Genomic DNA, 24,934 nt, shown 5'->3' on the forward strand with positions numbered 1-24,934 from the left:
CTGTGGGGTGCGTCGATGGACGATGTGCGCATGACTGCTTTGGACTGCCAATCGGCTGGTCAGGATGGACGTACGGCGGATCTCAGGTAATACACAGGTTCCGGGCCGTACCGTGTGCCGAATGAGATCGCCGTTCTCGGCCGCGCGGCTGCGCCGTGCCCTGCCCTCCGGTCGTCGGGCTGTCGCCGCAGCGGTGGCCGTCGTCCTGCTGGCGGCCGTCGTGGTCTGGGCCGTCTGGCCGGACCGACCGGGTTTCCGCACCGAGTCCGCGCTGCTCACCGTCGCGTCCGGACCGGGCGGCAACGAGCCGGTCGACCTGGACACCACCCTGTACCTCCCAAGTGACGCCGCCGCCGACCGGAAGGTGCCGGCGGTGCTGCTCGCCCACGGCTTCGGCGGCACCAAGAACTCGGTCCGCACCGACGCCGAGGACCTGGCCGCCCGGGGTTACGCGGTGCTGACCTGGACCGCCCGGGGCTTCGGTCGCAGCGGCGGCCAGATCCACCTGGACAGCCCCGACCACGAGGTACGCGACGCGCAACGCCTGCTGGACTGGCTGGCGGCGCGGCCGGAGATCCGCACCGACGGCGACGGCGACCCCCGGGTGGGCGTGGTCGGCGGCTCCTACGGCGGTGCCCTGGCGCTGCTGCTGGCCGCACAGGACCAGCGGGTGGACGCGATCGTCCCGATGATCACCTGGAACGACCTGTCCCGTTCCTTCCTGCCGGAGAGCACCGGCGGCGAGCCGACCGGGGGAGTGTTCAAGTCCGGCTGGGCCGGCATCTTCTTCGGCGGCGGCGGGAGCGTGGGCTCCGGTCCGGCGGGGATCTCCGGTAGCACCGCGGAGGCCCCCGAGGGCGCTCCGGCCCCCGGCCCGCCCAGCCCGGCACCGGGGCAGGGGCCCGGCACCGCGCCGGGTGCCCCGACCACCGGCGCGATTCCGGATCCGTCCTGTGGCCGGTTCGCCCCCGACGTGTGCGCCGCGTACCTGCGCATCGCCGCCACCGGCCAGGCCGATCAGGCCGCCGTGGACCTGCTGCGCCGCTCCAGCCCGGCCCGGGTGCTGGACCAAATCAAGGCGCCCACCCTGCTGGTGCAGGGCGCGGCGGACACCCTCTTCCCGCTCGGCGAGGCCGACGCCAACGCCCGGGGCATCGCCGCGAACGGCACCCCGGTCCGGGTGGCCTGGTTCACCGGTGGTCACGACGGCGGGGCGGGTCCGCGTTCCGACTCCGACCGGGTGAAGTTCCTGACCGCGCAGTGGCTCGACCACTACGTCGCGGAGACCGCCGCCGCCCCCGGCGACACCTTCACCTTCTCCCGCATCGCCGGCTTCGACGCGATGGACCGTGGGCTGGTGGCCACCGGCTACCGGACCGCCGACTATCCGGGCCTGAACGGGGAGTCCCGACAGGAGGTGGCGGTCGCCGGGCCGGCCCAGCCGGTGGCGAACCCGCCCGCCGGCAACCCGGCGGCGATCTCCTCGGTGCCCTTCGCCGGCTCGTTGAGTTCACTGCTCAGTGGTGTGGCCGGCGACATACCGGGGCAGCACGCCCGGTTCGAGTCCGAACCCCTGGCCGAGGCCGTCGACGTGGTCGGGGCGCCCACCGTGCAGATCCGCGCGGCGTCGGCGAGCGGCGAGGCGGTCCTCTTCGCCAAGCTCTACGACGTCAACCCGGAAGGGGCGGCCACGCTGCCCAGCGGGCTGATCGCCCCGATCCGGCTGACCGGCCTGCCGACCGACATCAACGACGCCGCACCGGTCACCGTCACCCTGCCGGCGATCGTCCACCGGATCGAGGGCGGCCATCGCCTCCGCCTGGTCCTGGCCACCTCGGACCAGGCGTACACCACCCCGGTCGAGCCGACCGTCTACCAGGTCGCGGCCTCCGGCCCGGTGAGCCTGCCCACGGTCGCCGCCGACCCGATCCCGACCGAGGCGGTGCTCTGGCGCTGGATCCTGGCCGGGCTGCTCACCGCGATCGTGCTCGGGCTCGTCGTGCTCGTGGCCGTCCTGCGCCTGCGGCACCGCCGCCAGGACACCTCCGTCCACCCGGAGTACGCGGGCACCCCGCTGGCCGTGCGCCATCTGCGCAAGGAGTACGCCGACGGCTTCGTCGCCGTCTCCGAGGTGGACTTCGAGGTGCACCCCGGTCAGGTGGTCGGCCTGCTCGGGCCCAACGGTGCCGGTAAGACCACCACCCTGCGGGTGCTGATGGGGCTGACCCAGCCGACCGCCGGGGAGATCTACGTCTTCGGGCACCGGCTGGTCCCCGGCTCGCCGGTGCTGTCGCGGATCGGCGCGCTGGTCGAGGGCCCCGGCTTCCTGCCGCACCTGTCCGGCCTGGAGAACCTGCGGGCGTACTGGCGGGCGACCGGTCGGCCGCTCGCCGACGCGCACTTCGATCAGGCGCTGGAGATCGCCGGGCTCGGCTCGTCGGTGCACCGCAAGGTACGCAAGTACAGCCACGGCATGCGCCAGCGGTTGGCCATCGCCCAGGCCATGCTCGGCCTGCCCGAGCTGCTGGTGCTCGACGAGCCCACCGACGGGTTGGATCCGCCGCAGATCGCCGAGATGCGCCGGGTGCTCCAGCGTTACGCCACCGACGGTCGGGCGGTGCTGGTCTCCAGTCACCTGCTCGCCGAGGTGGAGCAGACCTGCACCCACGCGGTGGTGGTCAACAAGGGCCGGATCGTGGCCTCCGGGCCGGTCGAGGAGATCGTCGGCGACTCGCCCAGCGTGCTGTTCGAGGTGGGCGACCCGACGGCGGCCCGCAGCGTGCTCGACCGCCTCGGCGGGGTACGCGTGCTCGACGACGCCGACGGGCACCTGGTGGTCGACACCAACGGCACCGCCCGCAGCGAGGTGGTGGCCGAGCTGGTCCGGGCCGGGATCGCAGTGGACCGGGTGGTGCCTCGGCGCCGCCTGGAGGACGCCTTCCTCGCCCTGGTGGGCGAGAACTCTCGGGGAAGCGGGGACCGGTGATGGCGGGATCGACTGTCGATGCCACGCACGGCGGGGACGAGCCAACGCAGTCCGGCGCGGCGATCGGGGTGGCGCCCTCGGGTGCGGGGGCGGGCTACCGGGCGTCCCGTACGTTGCCGTTCGCGGCGGAGTTCCGGCGGCAGGCGTCGCGCCGGCGGACCCAGCTGGCGCTCGGCTTCATGGTGCTGCTGCCCCTGATCATCCTGATCGCCTTCCAGTTCGACACGGGCGACGACGACAACGGCCGGGGTGAGTTCGGCAGCCTGGTCTCCTTCGCCACCTCCGGCGGGCTGAACTTCACCCTGTTCACCATCTTCGTCTCGGCCTCGTTCCTGCTGGTCGTGGTGGTGGCGCTGTTCTGCGGCGACACGGTGGCCAGCGAGGCGAGCTGGGGCAGTCTGCGCTACCTGTTGGCGATCCCGGTGCCCCGGGCCCGACTGCTGGCGATCAAGCTGCTCGTCGCGCTCACCTACTCGGCGTTGGCGTTGCTGCTGCTCGCCGGCACGGCCCTGCTCATCGGCACCCTCCGGTACGGCTGGTCGCCGCTGCGCAGCACGGTCGCCGCCCAACTGGAGCCGGGTGAGGGGCTGCTGCGGCTGCTCGCCGTCCTCGGCTACCTCGCGGTGGTCCTGCTGGTGGTCGCCGGCCTGGCCTTCCTGCTCTCGGTGATCACGGACGCGGCGCTGGGCGCGGTGGGTGGCGCGGTGCTGCTGTGGATCCTGTCCAGCATCCTGGATCAGATCACCGCGCTGGGCGCGATCCGGTCGTTCCTGCCCACCCACTACAGCACCGCCTGGCTGGGGCTGCTCTCCACGCCGGTGCAGACCGACGACATCGTGCGCGGCGCCGTCTCCGCGATCTGCTACGCCACCCTCTTCTGGGGTCTGGCCTTCTGGCGCTTCACCCGCAAGGACGTCGTCTCGTAAGCCCGCTCCGACCGATCTTGGTACGAACCTGCCTTTCCGGGGGCAGGTTCGTACCAAGATTTTGTTTTGCCCGGCATCGGGCCGGGTGGACGGCCTATTGATGGGGGTCGCGGTGTGGGTGAGGTGTCGTTGGCTGGCGGGGGAATCGGGATTGCGGGGCTGGTGAGAGGGGCGGTTGGAAGTTTCTGCCGGTAGCATGAGCTTGGGAGCGTTCCCACAGGGAGAGATTGCATCGACAACTATCTATAGCGTCTCGCATTCTGGATGCCACCACCAATCGGCAATGGAGGTATCGGAATGCGTATCGACCGGTTCGGCGGGCCGGCCATGTCCCTCTTCCGCATGGTGATCGGCCTGCTGTTTCTCTGTCATGGACTGGCGTCGCTGTTCGGCGTCTTCGGCGGTAACCGGGGCAGCGGTGAACCAGTGCCGCTCGGCCAGTGGCCGGGCTGGTGGGCCGCGCTGATCCAGGCGGCCTGCGGCGCCCTGGTGCTGCTCGGCCTCTTCACCCGTCCCGCCGCGCTGCTGGCCTCGGGCTCGATGGCGTACGCGTACTTCGTGGTCCACCAGCCCGAGGCGCTGCTGCCGCTGCGCAACCACGGTGAGCTGTCCGTGCTGTTCTGCTGGTCGTTCCTGCTGATCGCGGTGCTCGGCCCCGGCAACTGGGCGCTGGACAACCTGCGGCGGCAACGCGGCGTCGCGGCGGTCGACCTCGAAGCGGGCGAACGCCGCTCCGTGCCGGCCTGATCGCCCCGGCGTCAGCCGGGATCATGCTCAGTCCTGGATCAGGTGGCGATCCGGTGGCGCTGATGCCACGTGATCCAGGACCGGGCGTGCACCCCGGGGACCTCGGCGATGTCGCTCACAAGCTGAGATCGATAGGAGACGAGCGCGGCGCGATTGCCTAGAATCGGCAGCACAACTGCATACCTCATCCAGAGGGGCTGAGGGATACGGCCCGACGACGCCCCGGCAACCACCCCGCGCGCTCACCGTTGAGCGTCCGGCGGGGCAGGTGCCAATTCCGTCCCCGCCGCAGGGTGCGATGCGGGGAAAGATGAGAGGACCTCGACATGACGTCGACGCTCGCCCCCTCCGGCATCGACACCGCCGCCAGCCCGGCCCGCGCCCTGGTCTGCCGCGCCTGTTCGGCCCGCTACCCGCTCGCCGCCCAGCACGCCTGTTACGAGTGTTTCGGCCCCTTGGAAGTCGACTACGACCCGGCCGCTCTCGCCGCCGTGACCCGCGAGCAGATCGAGGCCGGCCCGCGCAACCTCTGGCGGTACGCCGCCCTGCTGCCCGCCGGTCAGGACCCGGCCACCCGGGTCACCCTGGACCCCGGGCTCACCCCGCTGGTCGCCGCCGACCGGCTCGCTGCCGAGCTGGGGATCACCGCGCCGCTCTGGGTGAAGGACGACAGCGCCAACCCCACCCACTCGTTCAAGGACCGGGTGGTCTCGGTGGCGCTGACCGCCGCCCGGGCGCTCGGTTTCTCCCGCTTCGCCTGCGCTTCCACCGGCAACCTGGCCAACTCCGTCGCCGCGCACGCGGCCCGGGTCGGCACGCCCTCGGTGGTCTTCATCCCCAGCGACCTGGAGCAGGGCAAGGTGGTGACCACCGCCGTCTACGGTGGCGAACTGGTCGCCATCGACGGGTCGTACGACGACGTGAACCGGCTCTGTGGCGAGCTGGTGGAGACCGACGAGTTCGAGGACACCGCCTTCGTCAATGTCAACGTCCGGCCGTACTACGCGGAGGGGTCGAAGACGCTCGGCTACGAGGTCGCCGAGCAGCTCGGCTGGCGGATCCCCGCCCAGGTGGTCATCCCGATGGCCTCCGGCGAGCTGCTCACCAAGATCGACAAGGCGTTCACCGAGCTGGTCGAGATCGGGCTGGTCGAGGCACCGGCCGGCGGGTGGAAGGTGTTCGGCGCCCAGTCGGCCGGCTGCAACCCGATCGCCACCGCCCTGCACGCGGACAGCGACACCATCACCCCGGTCAAGCCGACCGGCATCGCCAAGTCGCTGAACATCGGCGACCCGGCCGCCGGCCTGTACGCGCTGGAGGCGGTACGTCGTACCGGCGGGTGGATGGAGTACGCCGACGACGACGAGATCCGCGCCGGGGTGCGACTGCTGGCGCGTACCACCGGGGTTTTCGCCGAGACTGCCGGCGGGGTGACCGTGGCGGTGCTGCGCAAGCTGGTCGAGTCCGGCCGCCTGGACCCGGCCGCCGAGACGGTGGTGTTCAACACCGGCGAGGGGCTCAAGACGCTCGATGCGGTGGCCGGCGAGGTGGGACCGACGCACCGGATCAAGCCGTCGCTGCGGGCCGCTCGGGACGCCGGCCTGCTCGGCTGATCTGCGGATCGACCCGGCAGCAACGGAATGGTGTGCCGGTCCGGCGGGAAATGATCAAGCGGCATCGCCGTGGATCGAAGTGGAATCGCGTTTCTTCAGAAATGCGGAAAACACGCCGTCGGGGACTTGACGTCGAGAACCGGGCAGCGGAAGATGCTCCGTGCGGGAGGGCGTTTCGCCGTAGACTTTCAGTCTGTACGACCCAACGCCGGAGGCGTTGTGCGATCGACCCTCCCGACCAACGTCCGAACGGGCCAGCGAGAAATTCGCTGGCCCGTTCGTCTGTCTCTCGCGCACGCTTCCGGCATGACCACCACCATCACCTCCTTCGGGGCCGGCGACGAGGCCGCCATCGAGCAGGCGTACCAGGTCGACATCGCCGCCGCGGCCGTGGACATGCCCGAGTTGCCCACCTGTCGGCAGCGCTTCTTCGCCATGATCGGGCACCCGATGCCGGGGAACTCGCCGGTGCACCTGCTGGCCCGGCTGGACGGTGAGCCCGCCGGTTACCTGACGCTCGACCTGCCGCAGTTGGACAACACCGAGAACGCCTCCGCCGACCTGATCGTGCACCCGGCGTACCGCCGCCGGGGTGTGGGCCGCGCGCTGTTCGAGCATGGCCTCGGTGTGCTGCGCGAGCGGGGACGCAAGCGGGTCAGCGCGATGAGCACCGAGAACCTGCCCGGCCAGCCCGACCGGCCCGCACCCGCAGCGGCGTTCGCGGCCCGCGTCGGCGCCGCCAACGCCCTGGTCGACGTACGACGACGGCTCGACAGCAGCCAACTCGACCAGCAGCGACTCGACTCGCTGCTGGCCGACGCCTGGACCCGCGCGGCCGGTTACAACCTGCTGTTCTGGCAGGGACGTACGCCGGACGATCTGGTCGCCGACGTGGCGTACCTGGACGGCCGGCTGCTGGCCGACGCGCCGATGGGCGATCTCGCCTGGGAGCCCGAGCAGATCGACGCCGAGCGGGTACGCGGCACCGAACTGGCACTGGAGGCGCGTGGCCGGCGGCGCTACCACGCCGGGCTGCGCCACCAGGCGACCGGACGGCTGGTCGCATGGACCCTGCTGGAGGTCGGCGCGTCCGCCGACTGGCACGCCTTCCAGCAGATCACCATCGTCGACCCCGACCATCGCGGGCACCGCCTCGGCCTGATCGCCAAGATCGAGAATCTGCGTCACCTGCTCACCCACGAGCCGGCCGTCAGGGCCATCGACACCTTCAACGCGGACACCAACGAGCACATGATCGCGATCAACGAGCAGCTCGGTTTCCGGGTGCGGGACCGGTGGAGCAACTGGCAGCTCAACCTGTGACGGGTGGAAAATCGTTGGCGCCGACGGGCCGGCGGTAGGCAGCCTCGTGGCCATGGAGATCGCCGTCACCCCGTACCAGGTCACCGACGAAGCCGCGCTGGACGAGGCGTACCGGCTGGTGGTGGCGGCGCACGCCGTCGACCTGCCCGACCTGCCGGTCGGTGACCGCGCCCAGTTCGGCCTCGTCGCCACCAACCCGCCGTACGGCAATCTGATCCACCGCGCGTTGGCCTGGCGCGACGGCGCGGCGGTCGGCCACCTGTGGATGCGGCTGCCGGAACTGGAGAACACCGGCAACGCCAGCGTCGAGCTGGTCGTGGACCCGGCACACCGGCGGCAGGGGGTGGGGCGGGCACTGCTCGGGTACGCCCGGCGGGTGGCCGCCGAGCACGGCCGCGAGCGGCTGATCGCGGAAACCATCGGCGCGCTGCCGGACGGCCCGGCGGGCCAGACGTCCGGCGCCGCCTTCGCGGCGGCGGCCGGCGCGCAGGCCGTGCTGACGGAGGTACGTCGCCGACTGGACACCAGCCCGCTCGACCAGCCCACCCTGGCGGCACTGCACGCGCGGGCCAAGGCCCGGGCCGGTGACTACCGCATGGTCACCTGGTCGGGCTCGGTCGCCGAGGAGTACGTGGCCGACCTGGCCCGGCTGGAGGGCCGGTTGCTGATCGACGCACCCACCGGCGACCTGACCATCGAGGCGGAGAAGATGAGCGCGGACCGCTTCCGGGAGATCGAGCGGATCCAGGTGGCGCGCCGGCGGCGGCAGTACCACGCGGGGGCGGTGCACGAGCAGACCGGCCGAATGGTCGCCTGGACGATGATCGACATGGGCCCGTCGGACACCTGGCACGCCCAGCAGGAGATCACCATCGTGGATCCTGAGCACCGGGGGCACCGCCTGGGGCTCCTGGTCAAGATTGAGAACCTACGGCAGGCGTTGGCGGTCGAGCCGGAGTTGCAGGCGATCGACACCTGGAACGCGGCGGTCAACGACCACATGATCAGCATCAACGAGCAACTCGGCTTCCGGGCGCGCGACGCCTGGACCTGCTGGCAGTTGACGCTTTGAGTTGTGACACGCCTCTACTGATCGCGGGGCTTCCTGTTGCATGATGGCGGGCATGACGGACACCCCGCACCCCCACTACGACAGGCACGCCGAAACCCTCAACCGCGCGCTGACCGCGATCACGGAGCGGGGCTACTGGTCCGCCTACCCGGAATCACCGAGCCCCCGGGTGTACGGCGAGACCGCGGCAGCCGACGGCAAGGCCGCCTTCGAGGCGTACCTGGGCGGTAACTTCCCGCTCGACCAGCCGACCGACGGCCAGTCGATCGCCACCGAGCGCAGCCCGTTCGGCGTCGAGCTGAACGTGGCCTACCCACACGCCACCGCCGACCAGCTGGTCGCCGCCGCGTCCGCCGCGCTGCCGGCCTGGCGTGCCGCCGGGCCGCAGACCCGGGCCGGCGTCTGCCTGGAAATCCTGGACCGGCTGCACAAGCACGTCTTCGAACTGGCCAACTCGGTGCAGTTCACCAGCGGCCAGGCATTCGTGATGGCGTTCCAGGCCGGCGGCGCGCACGCCCTCGACCGGGCCCTGGAGGCGATCGCCTACTCCTACGCCGAGATGACCCGACACCCGGGCACCGCCGGCTGGGAGAAGGCCGCCGGCAAGGGCGACCCGCTGCGGATGACCAAGACCTTCCACGTGGTGCCCCGGGGCGTCGCCCTGGTCATCGGCTGCAACACCTTCCCGACCTGGAACTCGTACCCGGGCCTGTTCGCCTCGCTGGTCACCGGCAACCCGGTGGTCGTCAAGCCGCACCCGCGCGCCGTGCTGCCGCTGGCCATCACCGTGCGGTACGCCCGCGAGGTGCTCGCCGAGGCCGGCTTCGACCCGAACCTGGTGCTGCTCGCCCCCGAGGCCGCCGACGAGAAGCTGGCCACCACGCTGGCCCTGCACCCGGCCGTCAAGATCGTCGACTTCACCGGCTCCAGCGAGTACGGCGACTGGCTCGAAGCCAACGCCCGCCAGGCCGCCGTCTACACCGAGAAGGCCGGCCTCAACACGGTCGTGATCGACTCCACCGACGACTTCGCCGGGATGTGCCGCAACCTGGGCTTCACGCTCACCCTCTACAGCGGCCAGATGTGCACCACCTCGCAGAACATCCTCATCCCCCGGGACGGGATCGACACCGACCAGGGGCACAAGAGCTTCGACGAGGTGGCCGCCGGCATCGCCGCCGCCGTCGGCAAGCTCACCGCCGACCCGGCCCGGGGCGTCGAGCTGACCGGTGCCATCGTCAACGACGGCGTACTGGAGCGGCTGGACGAGGTCACCAAGGTCGGCGAGTCGGTGCTGGAGTCCCGTACCGTCGAGCACCCGGCCTTCCCCGGCGCCGTCGTGCGTACGCCGACGCTCGTCAAACTGGACGCGGGCGACACCGCGACCTACTCGCGGGAATGGTTCGGGCCGATCTCCTTCGCCATCGCCACCGACTCCACCGCGCACAGCCTGGAGATCCTGCGCGCGACGGTCGGGGAGAAGGGTGCCCTGACGGCGGGGGTCTACTCCACCGACGAGGCGGTGCTGGACGCCACCGAGAACGCCGCGATCGAGGTCGGGGTGCACCTGTCCAGCAACCTCACCGGCGGGGTCTTCGTGAACCAGTCGGCGGCGTTCTCCGACTTCCATGGCAGCGGGGCAAATGCGGCAGCCAACGCGGCGCTGACCGACGGGGCGTACGTGGCCAACCGGTTCCGGATCGTGCAGAGCCGCCGGCACGTCTAGCGGTTGCGGTGGGGTGTTCCGGGGCGGCTCGGACGTTGCGGCGTGGGTGTTCTGGGGCGGCTCGGACGTTGCGGCGTGGGTGTTCTGGGGCGGCTCGGACGTTGCGGCGTGGGTGTTCTGGGGCAGCTCGGACGTTGCGGCGTGGGGGTTCCGGGGGCAGCTCGGACGTGCGGCGTGGGGGTTCCGGGGCAGCCCGACCCGCTCCGGGCGGTCAGGCTTGATCCCTGCGCGGGTCGGGCTGCCCCGGAACCCCTCCCTGGTCGCGCTGCGTGCGGACCGGTGATGGTGGTGCTGCGTCGGGTTAGGTTCTGGCTCGCGGATCTTGTTGGTCGGGGGCGGCGGGTGGGCCGATCGAAGTTCGACGAGTCCAACATCGCTAGTCGGCCTCCCGGTCCTAGCCGCGGATCTTGGAACGAGGCGGCCTCTATGGGGGCCGTTTCGTACCAAGATCCCTAGGCCTGCCGGCGCATTTGCAGTTCGCGGAGGGTGGGGACGGTGGGGTGGGGGAGGCGTACGCCGGTGTCGACGAAGCCCAGCCGCTGGTAGGCCCGGTAGGCGCGGTCGTTACCGACCACCACTTCGAGCATCAGTTCGTCGCGCCCCTCGGCGCGGGACCAGGCCGCCACCGTCGCGACCAGGTCGGCCAGCAGGCCGGTCCCCCGCCAGGTCGGGGTGACGTAGATCGCGTAGAGCAGGGTGACGCCGGGCTCCCTGGGGTGGGCGACGCCGCCCGCGTGCCCGACCAGTCTGCCGCCCGGATCGGCGACGAACTGGGCGCTGGCGGCGCCCGTGGCGGTCTGGGCGATCCGGGCCGCGTACTCGGCGTGCGGGCGAGCGGCAGCCTCGGCGAGCGTCTCCAGGAAGGCCAGCGGGGCGTCGGCGAGCATCTCCAGCCGCAGTGCACGCATCCGGCCGGCGTCCGCCGGGCGGACCCGCCGCACCTCGGCCCGCAGGGGGGCCTCTTCGCCCAGGGCGCTGGTCATGCCCGCATTGCTATCACAATGACGGACGACGATGCCGCCGGCCGGAATATGCCCGATTTGCGGTCGTGCGCCGCCGTCACGCCTCGTGTACCGTGCGATTTCGGTCACCCTTTTTCAGTGGTCGTCGCGGACCGCTTGAAGACGGTGAGTTCGGGCCGTCGGCGTGCCTTCGGTCCGGGTAGTGGAACGCCGCGCAGAGTGAGGACAACACCGTGGCACAGGGCACCGTGAAGTGGTTCAACGCCGAAAAGGGCTATGGCTTCATCGCCGTCGACGGCGGGCAGGACGTATTCGTCCACTTCTCCGCGATCGAGATGGACGGCTACAAGGCGCTGGACGACGGCCAGCGGGTCGAGTTCGAGATCGCCCAGGGCCAGAAGGGCCCCCAGGCCGAGCGGGTACGCGTCATCGCCTGAGTGCATCCCACCCACCCGCGCCGGCCGACCGTCGGTGAGGGTGGCGTGATCGCGGCCGGAGGGGGGCTGCGGTGCGGACACCTCACAAGGGAAGATCATGGGCCTCATCCAGCTGTCGCTGAGGAGGGTTCATGTCCGACCAGCCACCCCCGGCAGGTCCGCCGCATTCGTCGCCCGACGAATCGGCCCCGGCCGTCGGCGCTTCCAGTGGGCAGCCAACCGACCCGACCGCACCAGGCCCGCAGCCGCCGGACCCGGCCGTGCCCGGCCCGTCTTCGGGCCCGCCGCCGGTCGAGTACGGGTCGCCTGCGGCCCCGCCGCCTGCCGCCCCACCGCCCTGGGCCGGCTATCCCGGCCCGCCGGTCCCGTCGGCCGGTCATCCCGGCCCGCCGGTCCCGCCGGTGGCCTATCCGGGTCAGCCGTATCCGGGCCAGCCGTATCCGGGCCAGCCGTATCCGGGTCAGCCGTATCCGGGCCAGCCGTATCCGGGCCAGCCGTATCCAGGGCAGCCGTATCCAGGGCAGCCGTATCCAGGGCAGCCCGGCCCTGCGGCGGGCTATCCCGGGCAGCCCGGGTTCCCGACGGCCCATCCGGGTCAGCCGGGTCCCGCGGCGACCTATCCGGGGCAGGCCTACTCCGGGTGGCACGACCCGGCGTACGGGCTCGATCCCGCCGACGCCCTGGTCACCCCGCCCGGCGCGGGGCTGGGCGGTTGGTTCACGCGCTGCCTGGGCGCGGTTCGCCGGGGCTGGCATCTGCTGCTGCCGATTCTCGTACTCACCCAGGTGCTGCCGGCGGTGGTGCTCTCGGTGCTCGGGTTGTTCTTCGACCCGTCGGCCCGGTGGGAGGCCGATATCGCCAGCGACTCGGCGGCCCTGCCCGCCAACTTCTGGGTCGACTCGGCGCTGTGGATCGGCCCATTGGTGGCCGGAAGTCTGCTCTTCGGCCTGGTCCAGTGTCTGGGCTGGGCTGCCGGTACCTGGGTGATCGCCCGGCAGGCCGCCGGTGAGCCGGTCGGCCTCGGTGCCGCCTTCCAGTACGGCCTGCGCCGGGCGCTGGGTCTCTGGGGCTGGCTGCTGATCTTCACCGTGATCCTGACCGTCGGGTTCTGCCTCTGCTTCCTGCCCGGCATCTACGCGGCCTTCGCGCTGGCGATGGCGGGTCCGGTGTACCTGTTCGAGCGCCGCGACCCGATCGGCCGGTCGCACCGGATGCTGCGCGACCGGCTTGGTCTGCTGCTCGGTCGGGTGGCGCTGATGATCGGGGTGGTGATCGGCATCGCGTTCGCCGTCAGCGTGGTGGAGTCGGTGGCGCGGCTGCCGTTCGGCGTTACGCCGATGGATTCCGTCGGTACGGCGGTGGGTGTGGTCCTGGTGACCACCGTGGCGGCGGTGCTGGCGCTGCCGGCGCACCTCGCCCAACTGGTCGGACTGGTGGTCACCTACGCCGAGCAGCGAGCCCACGAGGGGCCGGTGAACAGCGGGCAACTGGCTGCCGAACTCGGCTGAGTCGGGCGGTCGTGCTTGCACTCGGCAGGGCAGAGTGCTAAACAAGTCATTGGCACTCGCATGGCGTGAGTGCCAGCTGGTCGGGACGGTGGGGCCATGGCCGCGCTCGTGGCATAACCACGGGTGAGGCACGTGGCCGGTCGTCGCGGGCTATCCGGCCCGGCCGAGGAGACGTCGCCGTCGCCAGGTGGCGACGTCCCAAGGTGCGTACACCAGACGGCCCATCCGGGGCACACAACTCGGGTGGCCCGTGAGTGTCCAGGAGGACAACGCCGTATGGCCAAGATGATCGCGTTCGACGAAGAGGCGCGCCGCGGCCTCGAGCGGGGCATGAACCAGCTCGCCGACGCCGTGAAGGTGACCCTCGGCCCCAAGGGCCGCAACGTCGTGCTCGAGAAGAAGTGGGGTGCCCCCACCATCACCAACGATGGTGTGAGCATCGCCAAGGAGATCGAGCTCGAGGACCCGTACGAGAAGATCGGCGCTGAGCTGGTCAAGGAGGTCGCCAAGAAGACCGACGACGTGGCCGGCGACGGCACGACGACGGCGACCGTCCTGGCCCAGGCTCTCGTTCGCGAGGGTCTGCGCAACGTGGCCGCCGGTGCCAACCCGATGGCCCTCAAGCGGGGCATCGAGGCCGCCGTGGCCAGCGTCTCGGAGGAGCTGCTGAAGCTCGCCAAGGACGTCGAGACCAAGGAGCAGATCGCCTCCACCGCCTCCATCTCCGCCGGTGACAACACCGTCGGCGAGATCATCGCCGAGGCGATGGACAAGGTCGGCAAGGAAGGCGTCATCACCGTCGAGGAGAGCAACACCTTCGGCCTGGAGCTTGAGCTCACCGAGGGCATGCGCTTCGACAAGGGCTACATCTCGGCCTACTTCATGACCGACCCGGAGCGTATGGAGGCCGTCTTCGACGACCCCTACATCCTGATCGCGAACAGCAAGATCTCGTCGGTCAAGGACCTGCTCCCGATCCTGGAGAAGGTCATGCAGGGCGGCAAGCCGCTGCTGATCATCGCCGAGGACCTGGAGGGCGAGGCCCTGGCCACGCTGGTGGTCAACAAGGTCCGGGGCACCTTCAAGTCGGTCGCCGTCAAGGCGCCGGGCTTCGGTGACCGCCGCAAGGCCATGCTGACCGACATCGCCATCCTCACCGGTGGCCAGGTCATCAGCGAGGAGGTCGGCCTCAAGCTGGACGCCGCCGGTCTCGACATGCTGGGCCGCGCCCGCAAGGTCGTGGTGACCAAGGACGAGACCACCATCGTCGACGGTGCCGGCGACGCCGAGCAGATCCAGGGTCGGGTCAACCAGATCCGGGCCGAGATCGACAAGAGCGACTCCGACTACGACCGGGAGAAGCTGCAGGAGCGTCTGGCCAAGCTGGCCGGCGGTGTTGCGGTGATCAAGGTCGGCGCGGCCACCGAGGTCGAGCTGAAGGAGCGCAAGCACCGCATCGAGGACGCGGTCCGCAACGCCAAGGCCGCCGTCGAGGAGGGCATCGTCCCGGGTGGTGGTGTCGCGCTGGTGCAGGCCGGCAAGACCGCCTTCGACAAGCTGGACCTGGCCGGCGACGAGGCGACCGGCGCGCAGATCGTCAAGATCGCGCTGGACGCTCCGCTGCGGCAGATCGCCGTCAACGCCGGCCTTGAGGGTGGCGTCGTGGTCGAGCGGGTTCGCAACCTCGACTCGGGTCACGGCCTCAACGCCGCGTCCGGCGAGTACGTCGACCTGCTGGCCGCCGGCATCATCGACCCGGCCAAGGTGACCCGTTCGGCGCTGCAGAACGCCGCTTCGATCGCCGCGCTGTTCCTCACCACCGAGGCCGTCGTCGCGGACAAGCCGGAGAAGACCCCGGCCGCCCCGGCTGGCCCGGGTGGCGGGGACATGGACTTCTGAGTCCAGTTCCAAATCCGGAAAAGGCGGGCCGCGTCAGCGGCCCGCCTTTTCCGCTATCTGGGCAGCGGGCGCTGGTTGCGTCGTTTCTGTGCCCGGTTGTACGGCGGGCGGTGCGGCACCGGCTCGTCCACCAGGATGAGTGGCTCCTCGGGTGGCTCGGCCGTCCCCGTCATCTCCGCCAGCTGCTCGGCGTCGCCGTAGTCCAGCCGCTCGATCGGCAGTTGGCCCGGGAGTTCGTGGACCGGGGCCCAGATGACGGGCGGGCCGTCCTGGGTCTGATCTTCGTCCGTGGTCATGGCTGCCTCCTCTACCGAAACGGTAAGGGGCGTCGATGAGCCGGGCGGGCGAACGGTGCTATCAGAGCCGATGCACTATTCGCCCACTTCTGGGCCGAGTACGGGTGTCCGTTCGACGGTCAACTCCGTGACGGCCGTCTCGGACTGCCTGGCCGCCGACCCCGGATCACGGTTGGTCGGCTGTCGGTCGTCGTTCATGGCGGGGTGCTGATGCCGCCCCGCACGCTGAACGGGTCTTCGACGGCGGACTTGGTGACCACCTGGATGATTCCGCAGCACAGTGCCACGACGAGTGCCGGCACGCCCAGCAGGACCAGCAGCGTCATGCCACGCCACCGGGCAGTCGACGGCGGGAGGGGAGCCGTGCCGGATGAATGACCCTGCATGAGGCCGCAAGATAGCAGGTCAAGACCATTTTGTTGACCCCCCGGCGAGAGCTGCTCACGTTACGTGAGGTCAGCCGCTGGCAGCCCGCACGGCGGCGTACGCGTCGACCAGGCCGGCACCGACCACGTTGCCCGTACCGCCGCAGGCGTCGACCCGCTCCGCCGAACCGGTGCCGGCCCGCACCGCAGTGGCCGTGCTGCGCAGTAACTGCCGGGTCCGATCCAGGTCACCGACGAGATCCGGGTTGGCCGACCACATCAACGCCACCACGCCCGCCACGTGGGGGGTGGCCATCGACGTGCCGTCGAACGTGGCGTACCCACCTCCGGGCATCGCGGAGAGGACGCCCGCGCCCGGGGCCATCAGGTCCGGCTTGGTCGTCCCGGACGGCGCCGGACCACGGGAGGAGAAGATGGCGACCTGGCGCTGCTGGTCAACCGCGCCGACGGTGAGCACGTCCGGGTACGGCGCGGGCGGGTCCTGCACCGACCCGCAGCGCGGTCCACTGTTACCGGCCGCCGCGACGACCAGGATTCCCGCCGCCTCCAACGCGTCCGTGGCGGGCCGTAGCGCACCCGGGTCACAGCCTTCGAGCGGCGGGCAGCCCCACGAGTTGGTCAGGATCTCCGGCGCCCGGGCCGGCCGCCCGTCGGTGAACGGATCACCGCCGGGCGGGAAGGGCGCCAGCATGAACTGGAGGCAGTCGAGGTAGGACGCCGGGTTGCCGAGGTTGCGGTCGAGGTTGACGCAACCCACCCAGTTCGCTCCCGGCGCGACACCGAGGCCGCCCTGGCCGACCGCACTGCCCACCGTGTGGGTGCCGTGCCCGCTGCGGTCGGTCGGCGTACGGGTGCCGTTCCACGGATCGAACCAGGAGTCGTCGCCGCCCCGGAAGCCTCCGGCCAGCGCCGGATGCCGCGCGTCCACGCCGGAATCGGAACTGCCCACGGTCACCCCGGCGCCGACGACCCGCAGCTCGGACCAGACCCGGTCGGCGCCGATCATGGTGATGTTCCAGGGTGGGCCGTTCGGCGCCGCCGTCTCGCCGCCGGACGGCTCGGCGGGCGCCGGCAGCGGGCGCAGCCGCTGACTGAGCAGCACTCGGGCCACCTCGGGCCGGCTGGCCAGCCAGGCCCGCACCGCCGGCCCACCATCCACCTCGATCGCGTTGACCAGGTAGTACGGGGTGTGGTCCAGCCGCAGCCGGCGCAGGTCCCGACGCAGGTCGGCCTGGGTCCGCTCGGCCGTGGCGACCAGCCGCTGGTAGACCTCCCCGGCGCGGGCGTCCCGGCCTGCCTTGCCCGTCCCACCCGGCAGGTCGGCGAGGTTCGCCTGCTCCCGCAGCACCACGAAGAGCCGCTCGCCGTGCAGGCCCGGCTGGCCGAAACCGACGCCGACCGCACCGACCGCGACCAGCACGGCCAGGCTGGTCACCGCGGCCACCGACCGGCGCGGCGCACGGGCCGCCGGACGGGCCAGCAGCAGGCCGTACGCGATCGCCAGCACGAGCGCGACGACGAGCCCGGCGCCGGCGGCAACCGCCACCCAGAACGGTACGTCCCGGCCACCGGCGAGCAGCAGGCTGATCTCCTCCGGATCGGTGAACGCCAGCGGGCCGAACACGGTGAGCCCGACCAGCCAGGCGGTGGCCGTGCGCCCGGCGGTCCGGGGGTGCCGGCGGCTCAGCGCGTGCAGCGCGGCCAGCGCGAAAGCCACCGGCGGTAGCGCCACCAGCAGTGGCAACTGGGCACCGGACTGGCCGGTGCCGGCACCGACCAGCAGCAACACCACCCCGGCGACCAGCCCGCCCAGCAACACGAGTCGCGCCGGTCGGGGCGGCTCGCCGTGGGTGAAGTAGCCCCAGAACCGGCCATCGAGCAGCGCTCCCGCCAGCGTTCCGACGGCCGCCGCGGCCAGTCCGGCGAGCACCGTCTCCAGCAGCCCGCCGAGCGCGCCGAGCCAGACCCAGGGCAGCAACAGCACCAGCCCGGCGGCCAGCGCCAGGAGGGTCACCACCGACGGCCCGGAGGCGGGTAACTGGGCCACCCCGGGCGCTGCCACCCCGGGCGCCGTCACCCCGGGCGCCGGGTCGGGCGCTGGCGCTGCGAACGCCACCACCCCGGGCGCCGGGTCGGGGGCCGGTCCGCTGGCGGGCCGGTCGGTGCCGGCCAGCGGGTGCGACATCCGCCCTGCGAGCAGCGCTAACAGCGTGGCGGTGGCGGCCAGCGCGGCGAGGTACGCCTCGTGGTGCACCGGGGGGATCGCGCGCAGCAGGCCCAGTGCGCCCAACGCGAGCGTTCCGGCCAGCCACGCCCGCCCGGTGCCCCGGACCGCCGACGAGCGGGGCAGCATGGCCAGTGGCAGTGCGGCGATGCCGATCACCAGAACGGTGATCAGGCTCACCAGCGGCCAGAGCGGCACCGACCAGTCCAGCCCACTGACCAGCAGCACCTGGTCCACCGTCCACCCGGCGGTCTGCGAGACGAGGGTGACGCCGGTGACCCAGCAGCCCACCAGCACCGCCGCCACGATCGCCCAAGGGCTGCTGGCAGTGCCGGATGTGGAGTAGTCCGCCCGCATCCGCACACAGTACGACGCCGGTCGCCGGCCGCCGTGCGCGGAAAGACCTGTGGCCACGGCGGCACATGTCGCCGCAGCGCCCGGACGTTACGGTGGACGGGTGCGCGATCCACATGTTCCGCGGTCCGTTGCCGGGCAACTCTCGCCCTCCCGCCGCGCCAGCGACCTGCGTCGGCTCCGGGCCGAACGCTTCGACGTGCTGGTCATCGGTGGTGGGGTGACCGGTGCGGGCGCGGCTGTCGACGCCGCGTCGCGGGGGCTGAAGGTGGCCCTGGTGGAGGCGCGTGATCTCGCGGCCGGCACCTCCAGCCGATCCAGCAAGCTGATCCACGGCGGCCTGCGCTACCTGGAGCAGTTGGAGTTGAACCTGGTGCACGAGGCGCTCACCGAGCGGGGGCTGCTGGCCACCCGGCTGGCGCCACACCTGGTCCGCCCGGTGCCGTTCCTGGTGCCGCTCCCCGCCGGTCAGGGCGTACGCGGGCTGCCCGCCCGGATGATCCGCCGGGCCTACTACGGCGCGGGGGTGGCCGCGTACGACGCTTTCGCGGGTCTCTTCGGCGGCGGTCGGGGCATGCCGCTGCACCGGCACCTGAGCCGGGAGGGTGCGCGCCGGGTCTTTCCGAGCCTGCGCGCCGACGGGCTGGCCGGCGCGATCCGCTACTACGACGGGCAGGTGGACGACGCCCGGCTGGTGGTCACCTTGGCCCGTACCGCCGCGAGCCTGGGCGCGACCGTGGTGAGCAGCGCACAGGCGGTCGGTCTGATCCGGCAGGCCCGGGAGGTCACCGGGGTCCGGGTGCGGGACCTGGAGGCACCTGCCGGGTCCCCGGACGCCGAGTTCGAGGTGCACGCCCGCACGGTGATCGCCGCGACCGGGGTGTGGACCGACGACATGTCGCGGATGCTCAACGACGTCGGGCTGCGCCCCGGCATCCGGGTCCGGGCCTCCAAGGGCGTGCACCTGGTGGTGCCCCGCTCGGCGATCACCGGCGACACCGGGCTGATCCTGCGGACGGCGACCAGCGTGCTCTTCGTCATCCCGTGGGGCGGGCACTGGATCATCGGCACCACGGACACCGACTGGCAGCTCGACCGCTCGCACCCGGCGGCCTCCGCCAGCGACATCGACTACCTGCTGCGGCAGGTCAACACCGTGCTGGACCGGCCGTTGACCACCGCCGACATCGAGGGCGTCTACGCCGGGCTGCGCCCGCTGCTGGCCGGCGAGGCCGACTCCACCTCCAAGCTCTCCCGGGAACACGCGGTCATCGAGCCGATGCTCGGTCTGCTGCTGGTCGCCGGGGGCAAGTACACGACCTACCGGGTGATGGCCGCCGACGTGGTCGACCGGGCCGTCCGTCGGCTCAACTGGCAGCGGCCGTCGCGTACCGCCGATCTGCCGTTGCTCGGCGCCGACGGGTACGCGGCCATGTGGCGGGACCGGGCCGACCTGGCCCGCCGGCACGGGCTGCCGGTCGGGGTGGTGGAACACCTGCTCGAACGCTACGGCAGCCTGACCCTCGACCTGCTCGCCCTGATCGACGCGGATCCGTTGCTGGCCTCCCCGCTGGCCGGGGCACCGGAATATCTGGCGGCCGAGGTGACCTACGCGGCTCGGGCCGAGGGTGCGTTGCACCTGGAGGACGTGCTGACCCGGCGTACCCGGATCTCCTTCGAGACGACCCACCGGGGTCTGGAGTCGGCCGAGCACACGGCCGAGCTGATGGGTGCGGTGCTGGGGTGGGACGACGCCCGCCGGGCCCGTGAGGTGGCGCACTACCGGTCCCGGGTGGTGGCCGAACGGCAGTCACAGCTGATGCCGGACGACGCCACGGCCGACGCGGCGCGACTGGGTGCGCCGGACGTGCGAGGCTACGCCGCCGACCGGGGCGCCGACGACGCCGGACTTCCACGCTGACCGGTCCACATCGGAGGACGTTTGCGTTGGATGTCCACTTGACGGGTTACGCTCGCTACCTACGGTGGGGTAAGTTCCGCGCGTGATGGCGCTTTCCTGGTCACGGCTGGCTTACCTCTCCGCTACCGCCCTGCTGGCGGCTGCCCTGACCGGGTGCGCCCCGTTCGGCGAGCAGGGCGAGACAGCGGAGCAGCCGGGCACAGCCGGCGGCGGTGCGCCCCCGGCCAGTGGCGCCGCCGTCGTCGGGAAGCACCGGGTCAGCCTGTTGCAGAACGAGGGCACGGACGGCCCGCTGCGCACCTTGAACGTGGAGCCGGACGGGCGCTGGGAGTGTGTCGACTGTGCCGGCGACGGCGTGTCCTCGACGGGCACGCTGAGCGAGGAGCACGTGGAGCGGTTGCAGTTCCTGCTCGCCGAACCGGCGCTGACCAAGGAGACCGACGAGGCGCGCGGGTACAAGGTGACCTGCGTCGGCGCGTTGACCTCCAGCCTGTTGACGACCGCCGGCCTGATCACCTCGCAGGACTGCCCGGGGGAGGAACGCCCTCCGTTGGCGGAGGAGATCCTGTACCTGCTCACCCAGAACACCCCGGCGGAGCTCACCTCGCCGAAGTAAGGAAGGGCACCTTCTTAACGTCTTCTGTATAGGAAGGGCCCCTGCTTAACACCGCCCGAGCCCGGCCGACGGCACGGGCCGGGCGGTCGTGGGGTCAGAGCACCTTGCCGGGATTGAGCAGACCGGCCGGGTCGAGCGCCGACTTGATCGCCTGGTGCACCCGTACGCCGACCGGCCCGATCTCCCGGGCCAGCCAGTCCCGCTTGAGCAGCCCGACGCCGTGCTCGCCGGTGCAGGTGCCGCCGAGATCCAGGCCGAGCCGCATGATCTCGTCGAAGGCCCGTCGGCCGCGTTCCAGGCTGGCCGGGTCGGCCCGGTCCACCACGATGTTGGGGTGCAGGTTGCCGTCGCCGGCATGACCGACGACCCCGATCGGCACGGAGCACTCGGCCGCGATCCGGGCCACCCCGTCGAGCAGTGCGGCCAACGCGCCCCGGGGCACCGCCAGGTCGTCGATGATCAGGCCACCGTTGCCGCCCGGGTACGTGTCCGTGGCGTACTTCTCCATCGCCGGATGCGCCAGCCGTCGGGCCTGCAACAGGGCGGCAGCCTCCACCGCGTCGGTGGCCGCGTACACCTCCTCGGCACCGGCCGCCGTGCAGACCGCGGCCAGCTCGGTCAGGTCCTCGGCGGCCCTCGGGCCGGTGTCGGCGGCGGCCAGCAGCAGCGCCTCGGCGTCGGTACGCAGCCCCATCGGCCGGTACGCCTCGATCGCCGTCAGATGGGTGCGGTCGAGCAGTTCCAGCAGGCTGGGGGAGAGGCCCTGGGCGGCGATCCGGGCCACCGCCTCGCCCGCCGCAGCGGTCGAGCCGAAGACGGCGACCAGGGTCAGCGACGCCGCCGGGGCGGGCCGCAGCGCCACGGTCACCTCGGTGATCACGCCGAGGGTGCCCTCGGATCCCACGAAGAGCCGGGTCAGGTCGTACCCGGCCACCCCCTTGGCGGTACGACGACCGGTGCGCAGCACCTCGCCGGAGGCCAGCACGACCTCCAGTCCGAGCACGTATTCGGTGGTGACGCCGTACTTGACGCAGCACATGCCGCCCGCGTTGGTGGCGACGTTGCCGCCGATGGTGGACGACTCCCAGGAGCCAGGATCGGGCGGATACCACAGGCCCTGCTCGGCCACGGCGGCGCTGAGTGCCGCGTTGACCACGCCGGGTTGGACGACCGCGATCCGGCTCACCGGGTCGATCTCCAGGATGGCGTCCATCGCCACGGTGCTGAGCACCACCGCGCCGTCGACCGCGTTGGCCGCGCCGGCCAATCCGGTCCGCGCCCCCTGCGGCACCACCGGTACGCCGTACCGCCCGGCCGCCCTCACCACGGCGGCCACCTCCTCGGTGCGGCGTGGCCGGGTGACCACCAGTGGCGTGCCGGCGGCGCACAGGTCGGCCTCGTCCCGCTCGTACCCACGCAGCAGGTCCGGGTCGGTGAGCACCGCCTCCGGCCCGAGGGCGGCACGCAGGTCGTCGAGGAGCGGGGAGGCGGCCATGTCGCCGAGGCTACGACCGGTCACCGGTGATCATCAACCGGGCGTGCCGCCGGGTACCGTGGCTGCCGTGATCTACGTCGACCGGCCGGCCTGGCCGGCGCGGGGCCGCCTCTGGTCCCACCTGATCAGCGACGTGTCCCTCGCCGAGCTGCACGTGTTCGCCGAAACGCTGGGCGCACCCCGGCGCGGCTTCGACCGCGACCACTACGACATTCCCGCCGACCGGTTCGCCATGGCGGTCTGGCTCGGTGCCCAGGTGCGTCCCAGCCGCGACCTGGTCCGCCTGCTGTACGCGGCCGACCTCCGCCGCCCCAAACACCTGCACCGGATGCCCGGCCCGGCCGGTCGGTCGATCACCCCTGCGGCGCCGGATCGGAAGGCGTGAGGGCGTGCAGTTCGCGGGCGAGGTTGGCGCGGGCCCGGGGCTCCCAGCGGTCGCTGAGGGCGGGTAGCCGGTAGCGGGCGGGCAGGGCGAGCAGGTTGGTGAGGACCTGGGCACGACCGACCCGGTAGGAGACCTCCGGTACGTGGGCGTACTCCCGCCGGATCGCGGCCGCGTACCTGTCGTACTCCGGCTCCGGCGCGGCCAGTACGGCCAGGTCGGCGTCGCAGAGCAGCACCCCGTCGGCGTCCGCCGGGTCCACCCGGTGCCCGGCGGTGAGCAGCACCAGCCGGCGTACCTCGGCCACCTCGGAGTCGGGCAGCCCGGCGCGGGCGAGCAGGGTGCCGGCGAGCGCGGCGCTGTCGCGTTCGTTGTGGTCACCCGGTGCCCGGGGGTCGTACACCGCGTCATGACACCAGGCGGCGAGCCGGACCAGGTCCGGCCGTGGCGCCGCCGGGGCGTACCGGTCGACGACGTCGAGCACGGCGGTCAGGTGGGCGACGGTGTGGTAGTGCCGGTGCGGCTCGCGCCACCGTTCGAGCAACTCCGCCCCGGCGGCCTCGGCCGCCGTCGGCTCGGTCGCCCCGGCGGCCCGTACGGCCGCGCGCCACCGTTCGATCAGGCCTGCCACCCGGCCAGTCTGCCGTACCGGCGCTGCCGGTGCCGGTGTCGGTGTCGGACCGGGGCGGGCGCGGCACCCGGCGTCGTGCCGTTCCCGACCGGGTGATCCGGGACGGCGGGCCCGCTGCGGGAGGAATGTCCCGGCGTGCGGTGGGTAGTCGCGGCCATGGCGGTGGCCCGGGATCGACGATTTCCACTGCTGCGCCGTAACCGGGTGCGGGAGAGCCTGTCCGACGTGGACACGGCGCGGATCGCCGAGACGGTGGCGCAGCTGCATCGGCAGAGCAAGGCCACCCTGCACGACCGGCTGCACCGGGTACGGATGGCGCTCGGCCTGGCTGTGCAGGCCGGTCTGGCCGCCGGGCTGAGCTGGGTGGCCGCGCACGACCTGCTGGGCAACCCGCAGCCGGTCTTCGCCCCGATCTCCGCCGTGGGCACCCTCGCCGTGTCGGTGGGGCAGCGGTTCCGCCGGACGGTGGAGCTGATCGTCGGCGTGGCGGTCGGTGTGGCCATCGGTGACCTGCTGATCCACTTCCTCGGTACCGGCCCGTGGCAGCTCGGGCTGGTCGTCACCGCGGCCATCCTGCTGACCATCTTCGCCGGTGGCAGCGTCGCCATCGTCATCCAGGCGGCGGCGACCGCGGTGCTGATCGTGACCCTCAGCCCGTCGGTCGCCAACCTGGAGCCGACCCGGTTCATCGACGCCGCCGTCGGCGGCACCATCGCACTGCTGGTCACCGCGGTCCTGCTACCGCTCAACCCGCTGCGGGTGCTCAACCGGGCCGCCCGACCCGCCCTGGACCTGCTCGCCGAGCAACTCGACGCCACCGCCGACGGGCTGCGCGAGCGGAACCAGGAGAGGATCCAGGCGGCGCTGGACCGGCTGCGCGACAACAAGCAGGAGTTGGCCACGCTGACCGAGGCGATCGAGGGCGCCAAGGAGACGGCGTTGCTCTCCCCGGCGCGCTGGCACCGGCGCAGTGAACTCACCCACTATGCCGACGCGGCCGACCCGATCGACCGGGCGATGCGCAACAGCGGCACCCTGATCCGCCGCGCGGTCACCCTGATCGAGGACGACGAACCGGTCCCCGAACCGATGCCCCACGCGATCGCCCACCTCGCCGAGTCGGTCCGCCTGCTCAAGCGCGAGTTCGCCCAGGGCGAGGAGCCCGAGCAGGCCCGGGAGCGCTCACTGCGCGCGGTGAGCGAGGCCGGCCGGGCGTACGCCGAAGGGGTCGGCTTCTCCGGCAGTGTGGTGGTGGCCCAGGTGCGTACCACCGCCAGTGACCTGATGGTGGCCTCGGGGATCAGCCAGGAGGAGGCCAACCGGTTGGTCCGGCAGTCCTTCGGCGAGACGGAGCGGCCCGGGGCGCCAGCCGGCCCGGAGCCAACCGCGAAGCGCCCCGCCGCGCCGCCGGTCGGCTGAGCGCGCAGGTG

At 72.0% G+C, this 24,934-nt stretch carries 20 protein-coding genes and 1 riboswitch; of the genes, 14 read left to right on the forward strand and 6 right to left on the reverse strand.

What is annotated here, in order from left to right; genetic code table 11:
• The first annotated feature begins 121 nt into the window (after positions 1-121).
• The 7 genes from E0H26_RS06455 to paaN all read left to right on the forward strand — a co-directional run bounded on the left by E0H26_RS06455 (position 122) and on the right by paaN (position 10,393).
• A complete protein-coding gene (locus tag E0H26_RS06455; protein ID WP_131302004.1) occupies positions 122-2,986 on the forward strand; it encodes an alpha/beta fold hydrolase in 2,865 nt (954 codons plus the stop codon).
• Positions 2,986-3,912 carry an ABC transporter permease gene (locus E0H26_RS06460; RefSeq protein WP_240742033.1) on the forward strand — a complete coding sequence of 309 codons (927 nt, stop codon included), beginning with the start codon at positions 2,986-2,988 and terminating at the stop codon, positions 3,910-3,912. The genes E0H26_RS06455 and E0H26_RS06460 overlap by 1 nt, the downstream gene beginning before the upstream one ends.
• Before the next feature lie 297 nt (positions 3,913-4,209).
• Positions 4,210-4,659 (forward strand): DoxX family protein, encoded by a 450-nt coding sequence (locus tag E0H26_RS06465; protein WP_131302007.1) that lies wholly within the window; start codon positions 4,210-4,212, stop codon positions 4,657-4,659.
• A gap of 181 nt (positions 4,660-4,840) precedes the next feature.
• A riboswitch (SAM riboswitch) is annotated at positions 4,841-4,976 on the forward strand.
• Positions 4,977-4,985: 9 nt separating this feature from the next.
• Positions 4,986-6,272 carry a threonine synthase gene (gene thrC, locus E0H26_RS06470; protein WP_131302010.1) on the forward strand — a complete coding sequence of 429 codons (1,287 nt, stop codon included), beginning with the start codon at positions 4,986-4,988 and terminating at the stop codon, positions 6,270-6,272.
• Between the two features lie 306 nt (positions 6,273-6,578).
• Complete coding sequence (locus tag E0H26_RS06475) at positions 6,579-7,595, forward strand: GNAT family N-acetyltransferase (RefSeq protein WP_131302013.1); 1,017 nt, start codon at positions 6,579-6,581, stop codon at positions 7,593-7,595.
• A 52-nt stretch (positions 7,596-7,647) separates the two neighbouring features.
• Positions 7,648-8,667: a GNAT family N-acetyltransferase gene (locus tag E0H26_RS06480; RefSeq protein ID WP_131302017.1), complete on the forward strand. Its 1,020-nt coding sequence runs from the start codon at positions 7,648-7,650 to the stop codon at positions 8,665-8,667.
• Positions 8,668-8,719: 52 nt separating this feature from the next.
• Positions 8,720-10,393 carry a phenylacetic acid degradation protein PaaN gene (paaN, locus tag E0H26_RS06485; protein ID WP_206024907.1) on the forward strand — a complete coding sequence of 558 codons (1,674 nt, stop codon included), beginning with the start codon at positions 8,720-8,722 and terminating at the stop codon, positions 10,391-10,393.
• A 452-nt stretch (positions 10,394-10,845) separates the two neighbouring features.
• On the opposite strand, the gene E0H26_RS06490 is transcribed toward paaN, so the two are convergent.
• Positions 10,846-11,376: a GNAT family N-acetyltransferase gene (locus E0H26_RS06490; RefSeq protein WP_131302025.1), complete on the reverse strand. Its 531-nt coding sequence runs from the start codon at positions 11,374-11,376 to the stop codon at positions 10,846-10,848.
• 212 nt (positions 11,377-11,588) lie between these two features.
• Here E0H26_RS06490 and E0H26_RS06495 point away from each other — a divergent pair, with 212 nt between their 5' ends.
• The 3 genes from E0H26_RS06495 to groL all read left to right on the forward strand — a co-directional run bounded on the left by E0H26_RS06495 (position 11,589) and on the right by groL (position 15,199).
• Positions 11,589-11,792, forward strand: a complete 204-nt coding sequence (locus E0H26_RS06495) for a cold-shock protein (RefSeq protein ID WP_013288855.1) — start codon at positions 11,589-11,591, stop codon at positions 11,790-11,792.
• Positions 11,793-12,193: 401 nt separating this feature from the next.
• Positions 12,194-13,300, forward strand: coding sequence for a hypothetical protein (locus E0H26_RS06505; protein ID WP_131302030.1), 1,107 nt, complete (start codon positions 12,194-12,196; stop codon positions 13,298-13,300).
• Between the two features lie 276 nt (positions 13,301-13,576).
• Positions 13,577-15,199: a chaperonin GroEL gene (gene groL, locus E0H26_RS06510; RefSeq protein WP_099849239.1), complete on the forward strand. Its 1,623-nt coding sequence runs from the start codon at positions 13,577-13,579 to the stop codon at positions 15,197-15,199.
• Between the two features lie 53 nt (positions 15,200-15,252).
• On the opposite strand, the gene E0H26_RS06515 is transcribed toward groL, so the two are convergent.
• From E0H26_RS06515 to E0H26_RS06520, 3 genes are all read right to left on the reverse strand, one after another.
• On the reverse strand, positions 15,253-15,495 hold the full coding sequence (locus tag E0H26_RS06515; protein ID WP_131302033.1) for a hypothetical protein: 243 nt from the start codon (positions 15,493-15,495) through the stop codon (positions 15,253-15,255).
• 194 nt (positions 15,496-15,689) lie between these two features.
• Entirely contained in the window at positions 15,690-15,821 is a 132-nt protein-coding gene (locus tag E0H26_RS30270) for a hypothetical protein (RefSeq protein ID WP_276320378.1), read from the reverse strand.
• Positions 15,822-15,951: 130 nt separating this feature from the next.
• Positions 15,952-18,462 carry a S8 family serine peptidase gene (locus tag E0H26_RS06520; protein ID WP_131302036.1) on the reverse strand — a complete coding sequence of 837 codons (2,511 nt, stop codon included), beginning with the start codon at positions 18,460-18,462 and terminating at the stop codon, positions 15,952-15,954.
• Positions 18,463-18,562: 100 nt separating this feature from the next.
• Here E0H26_RS06520 and E0H26_RS06525 point away from each other — a divergent pair, with 100 nt between their 5' ends.
• Together E0H26_RS06525 and E0H26_RS06530 are read left to right on the forward strand one after the other, a co-directional pair.
• Positions 18,563-20,380 carry a glycerol-3-phosphate dehydrogenase/oxidase gene (locus E0H26_RS06525; RefSeq protein WP_131302039.1) on the forward strand — a complete coding sequence of 606 codons (1,818 nt, stop codon included), beginning with the start codon at positions 18,563-18,565 and terminating at the stop codon, positions 20,378-20,380.
• An 85-nt stretch (positions 20,381-20,465) separates the two neighbouring features.
• Positions 20,466-20,996, forward strand: a complete 531-nt coding sequence (locus tag E0H26_RS06530) for a hypothetical protein (protein ID WP_206024933.1) — start codon at positions 20,466-20,468, stop codon at positions 20,994-20,996.
• Positions 20,997-21,090: 94 nt separating this feature from the next.
• Here the strand turns inward: E0H26_RS06530 and E0H26_RS06535 are convergent, their stop codons facing one another.
• Positions 21,091-22,491 carry an FAD-binding oxidoreductase gene (locus E0H26_RS06535; RefSeq protein WP_131302045.1) on the reverse strand — a complete coding sequence of 467 codons (1,401 nt, stop codon included), beginning with the start codon at positions 22,489-22,491 and terminating at the stop codon, positions 21,091-21,093.
• A gap of 67 nt (positions 22,492-22,558) precedes the next feature.
• Here E0H26_RS06535 and E0H26_RS06540 point away from each other — a divergent pair, with 67 nt between their 5' ends.
• A complete protein-coding gene (locus E0H26_RS06540) occupies positions 22,559-22,876 on the forward strand; it encodes a DUF4031 domain-containing protein (RefSeq protein WP_131302049.1) in 318 nt (105 codons plus the stop codon).
• On the opposite strand, the gene E0H26_RS06545 is transcribed toward E0H26_RS06540, so the two are convergent.
• Positions 22,845-23,504: an HD domain-containing protein gene (locus tag E0H26_RS06545; protein ID WP_131302052.1), complete on the reverse strand. Its 660-nt coding sequence runs from the start codon at positions 23,502-23,504 to the stop codon at positions 22,845-22,847. The two genes, E0H26_RS06540 and E0H26_RS06545, sit on opposite strands and share 32 nt — an antisense overlap.
• A gap of 162 nt (positions 23,505-23,666) precedes the next feature.
• On the opposite strand from E0H26_RS06545, the gene E0H26_RS06550 reads away from it, so the two are divergent.
• A complete protein-coding gene (locus E0H26_RS06550; RefSeq protein WP_240742050.1) occupies positions 23,667-24,923 on the forward strand; it encodes an FUSC family protein in 1,257 nt (418 codons plus the stop codon).
• Positions 24,924-24,934: the final 11 nt, after the last annotated feature.

This window comes from Micromonospora zingiberis, from assembly GCF_004331455.1.
In the GTDB taxonomy this organism is placed as follows: Bacteria; Actinomycetota; Actinomycetes; order Mycobacteriales; family Micromonosporaceae; genus Micromonospora; species Micromonospora zingiberis.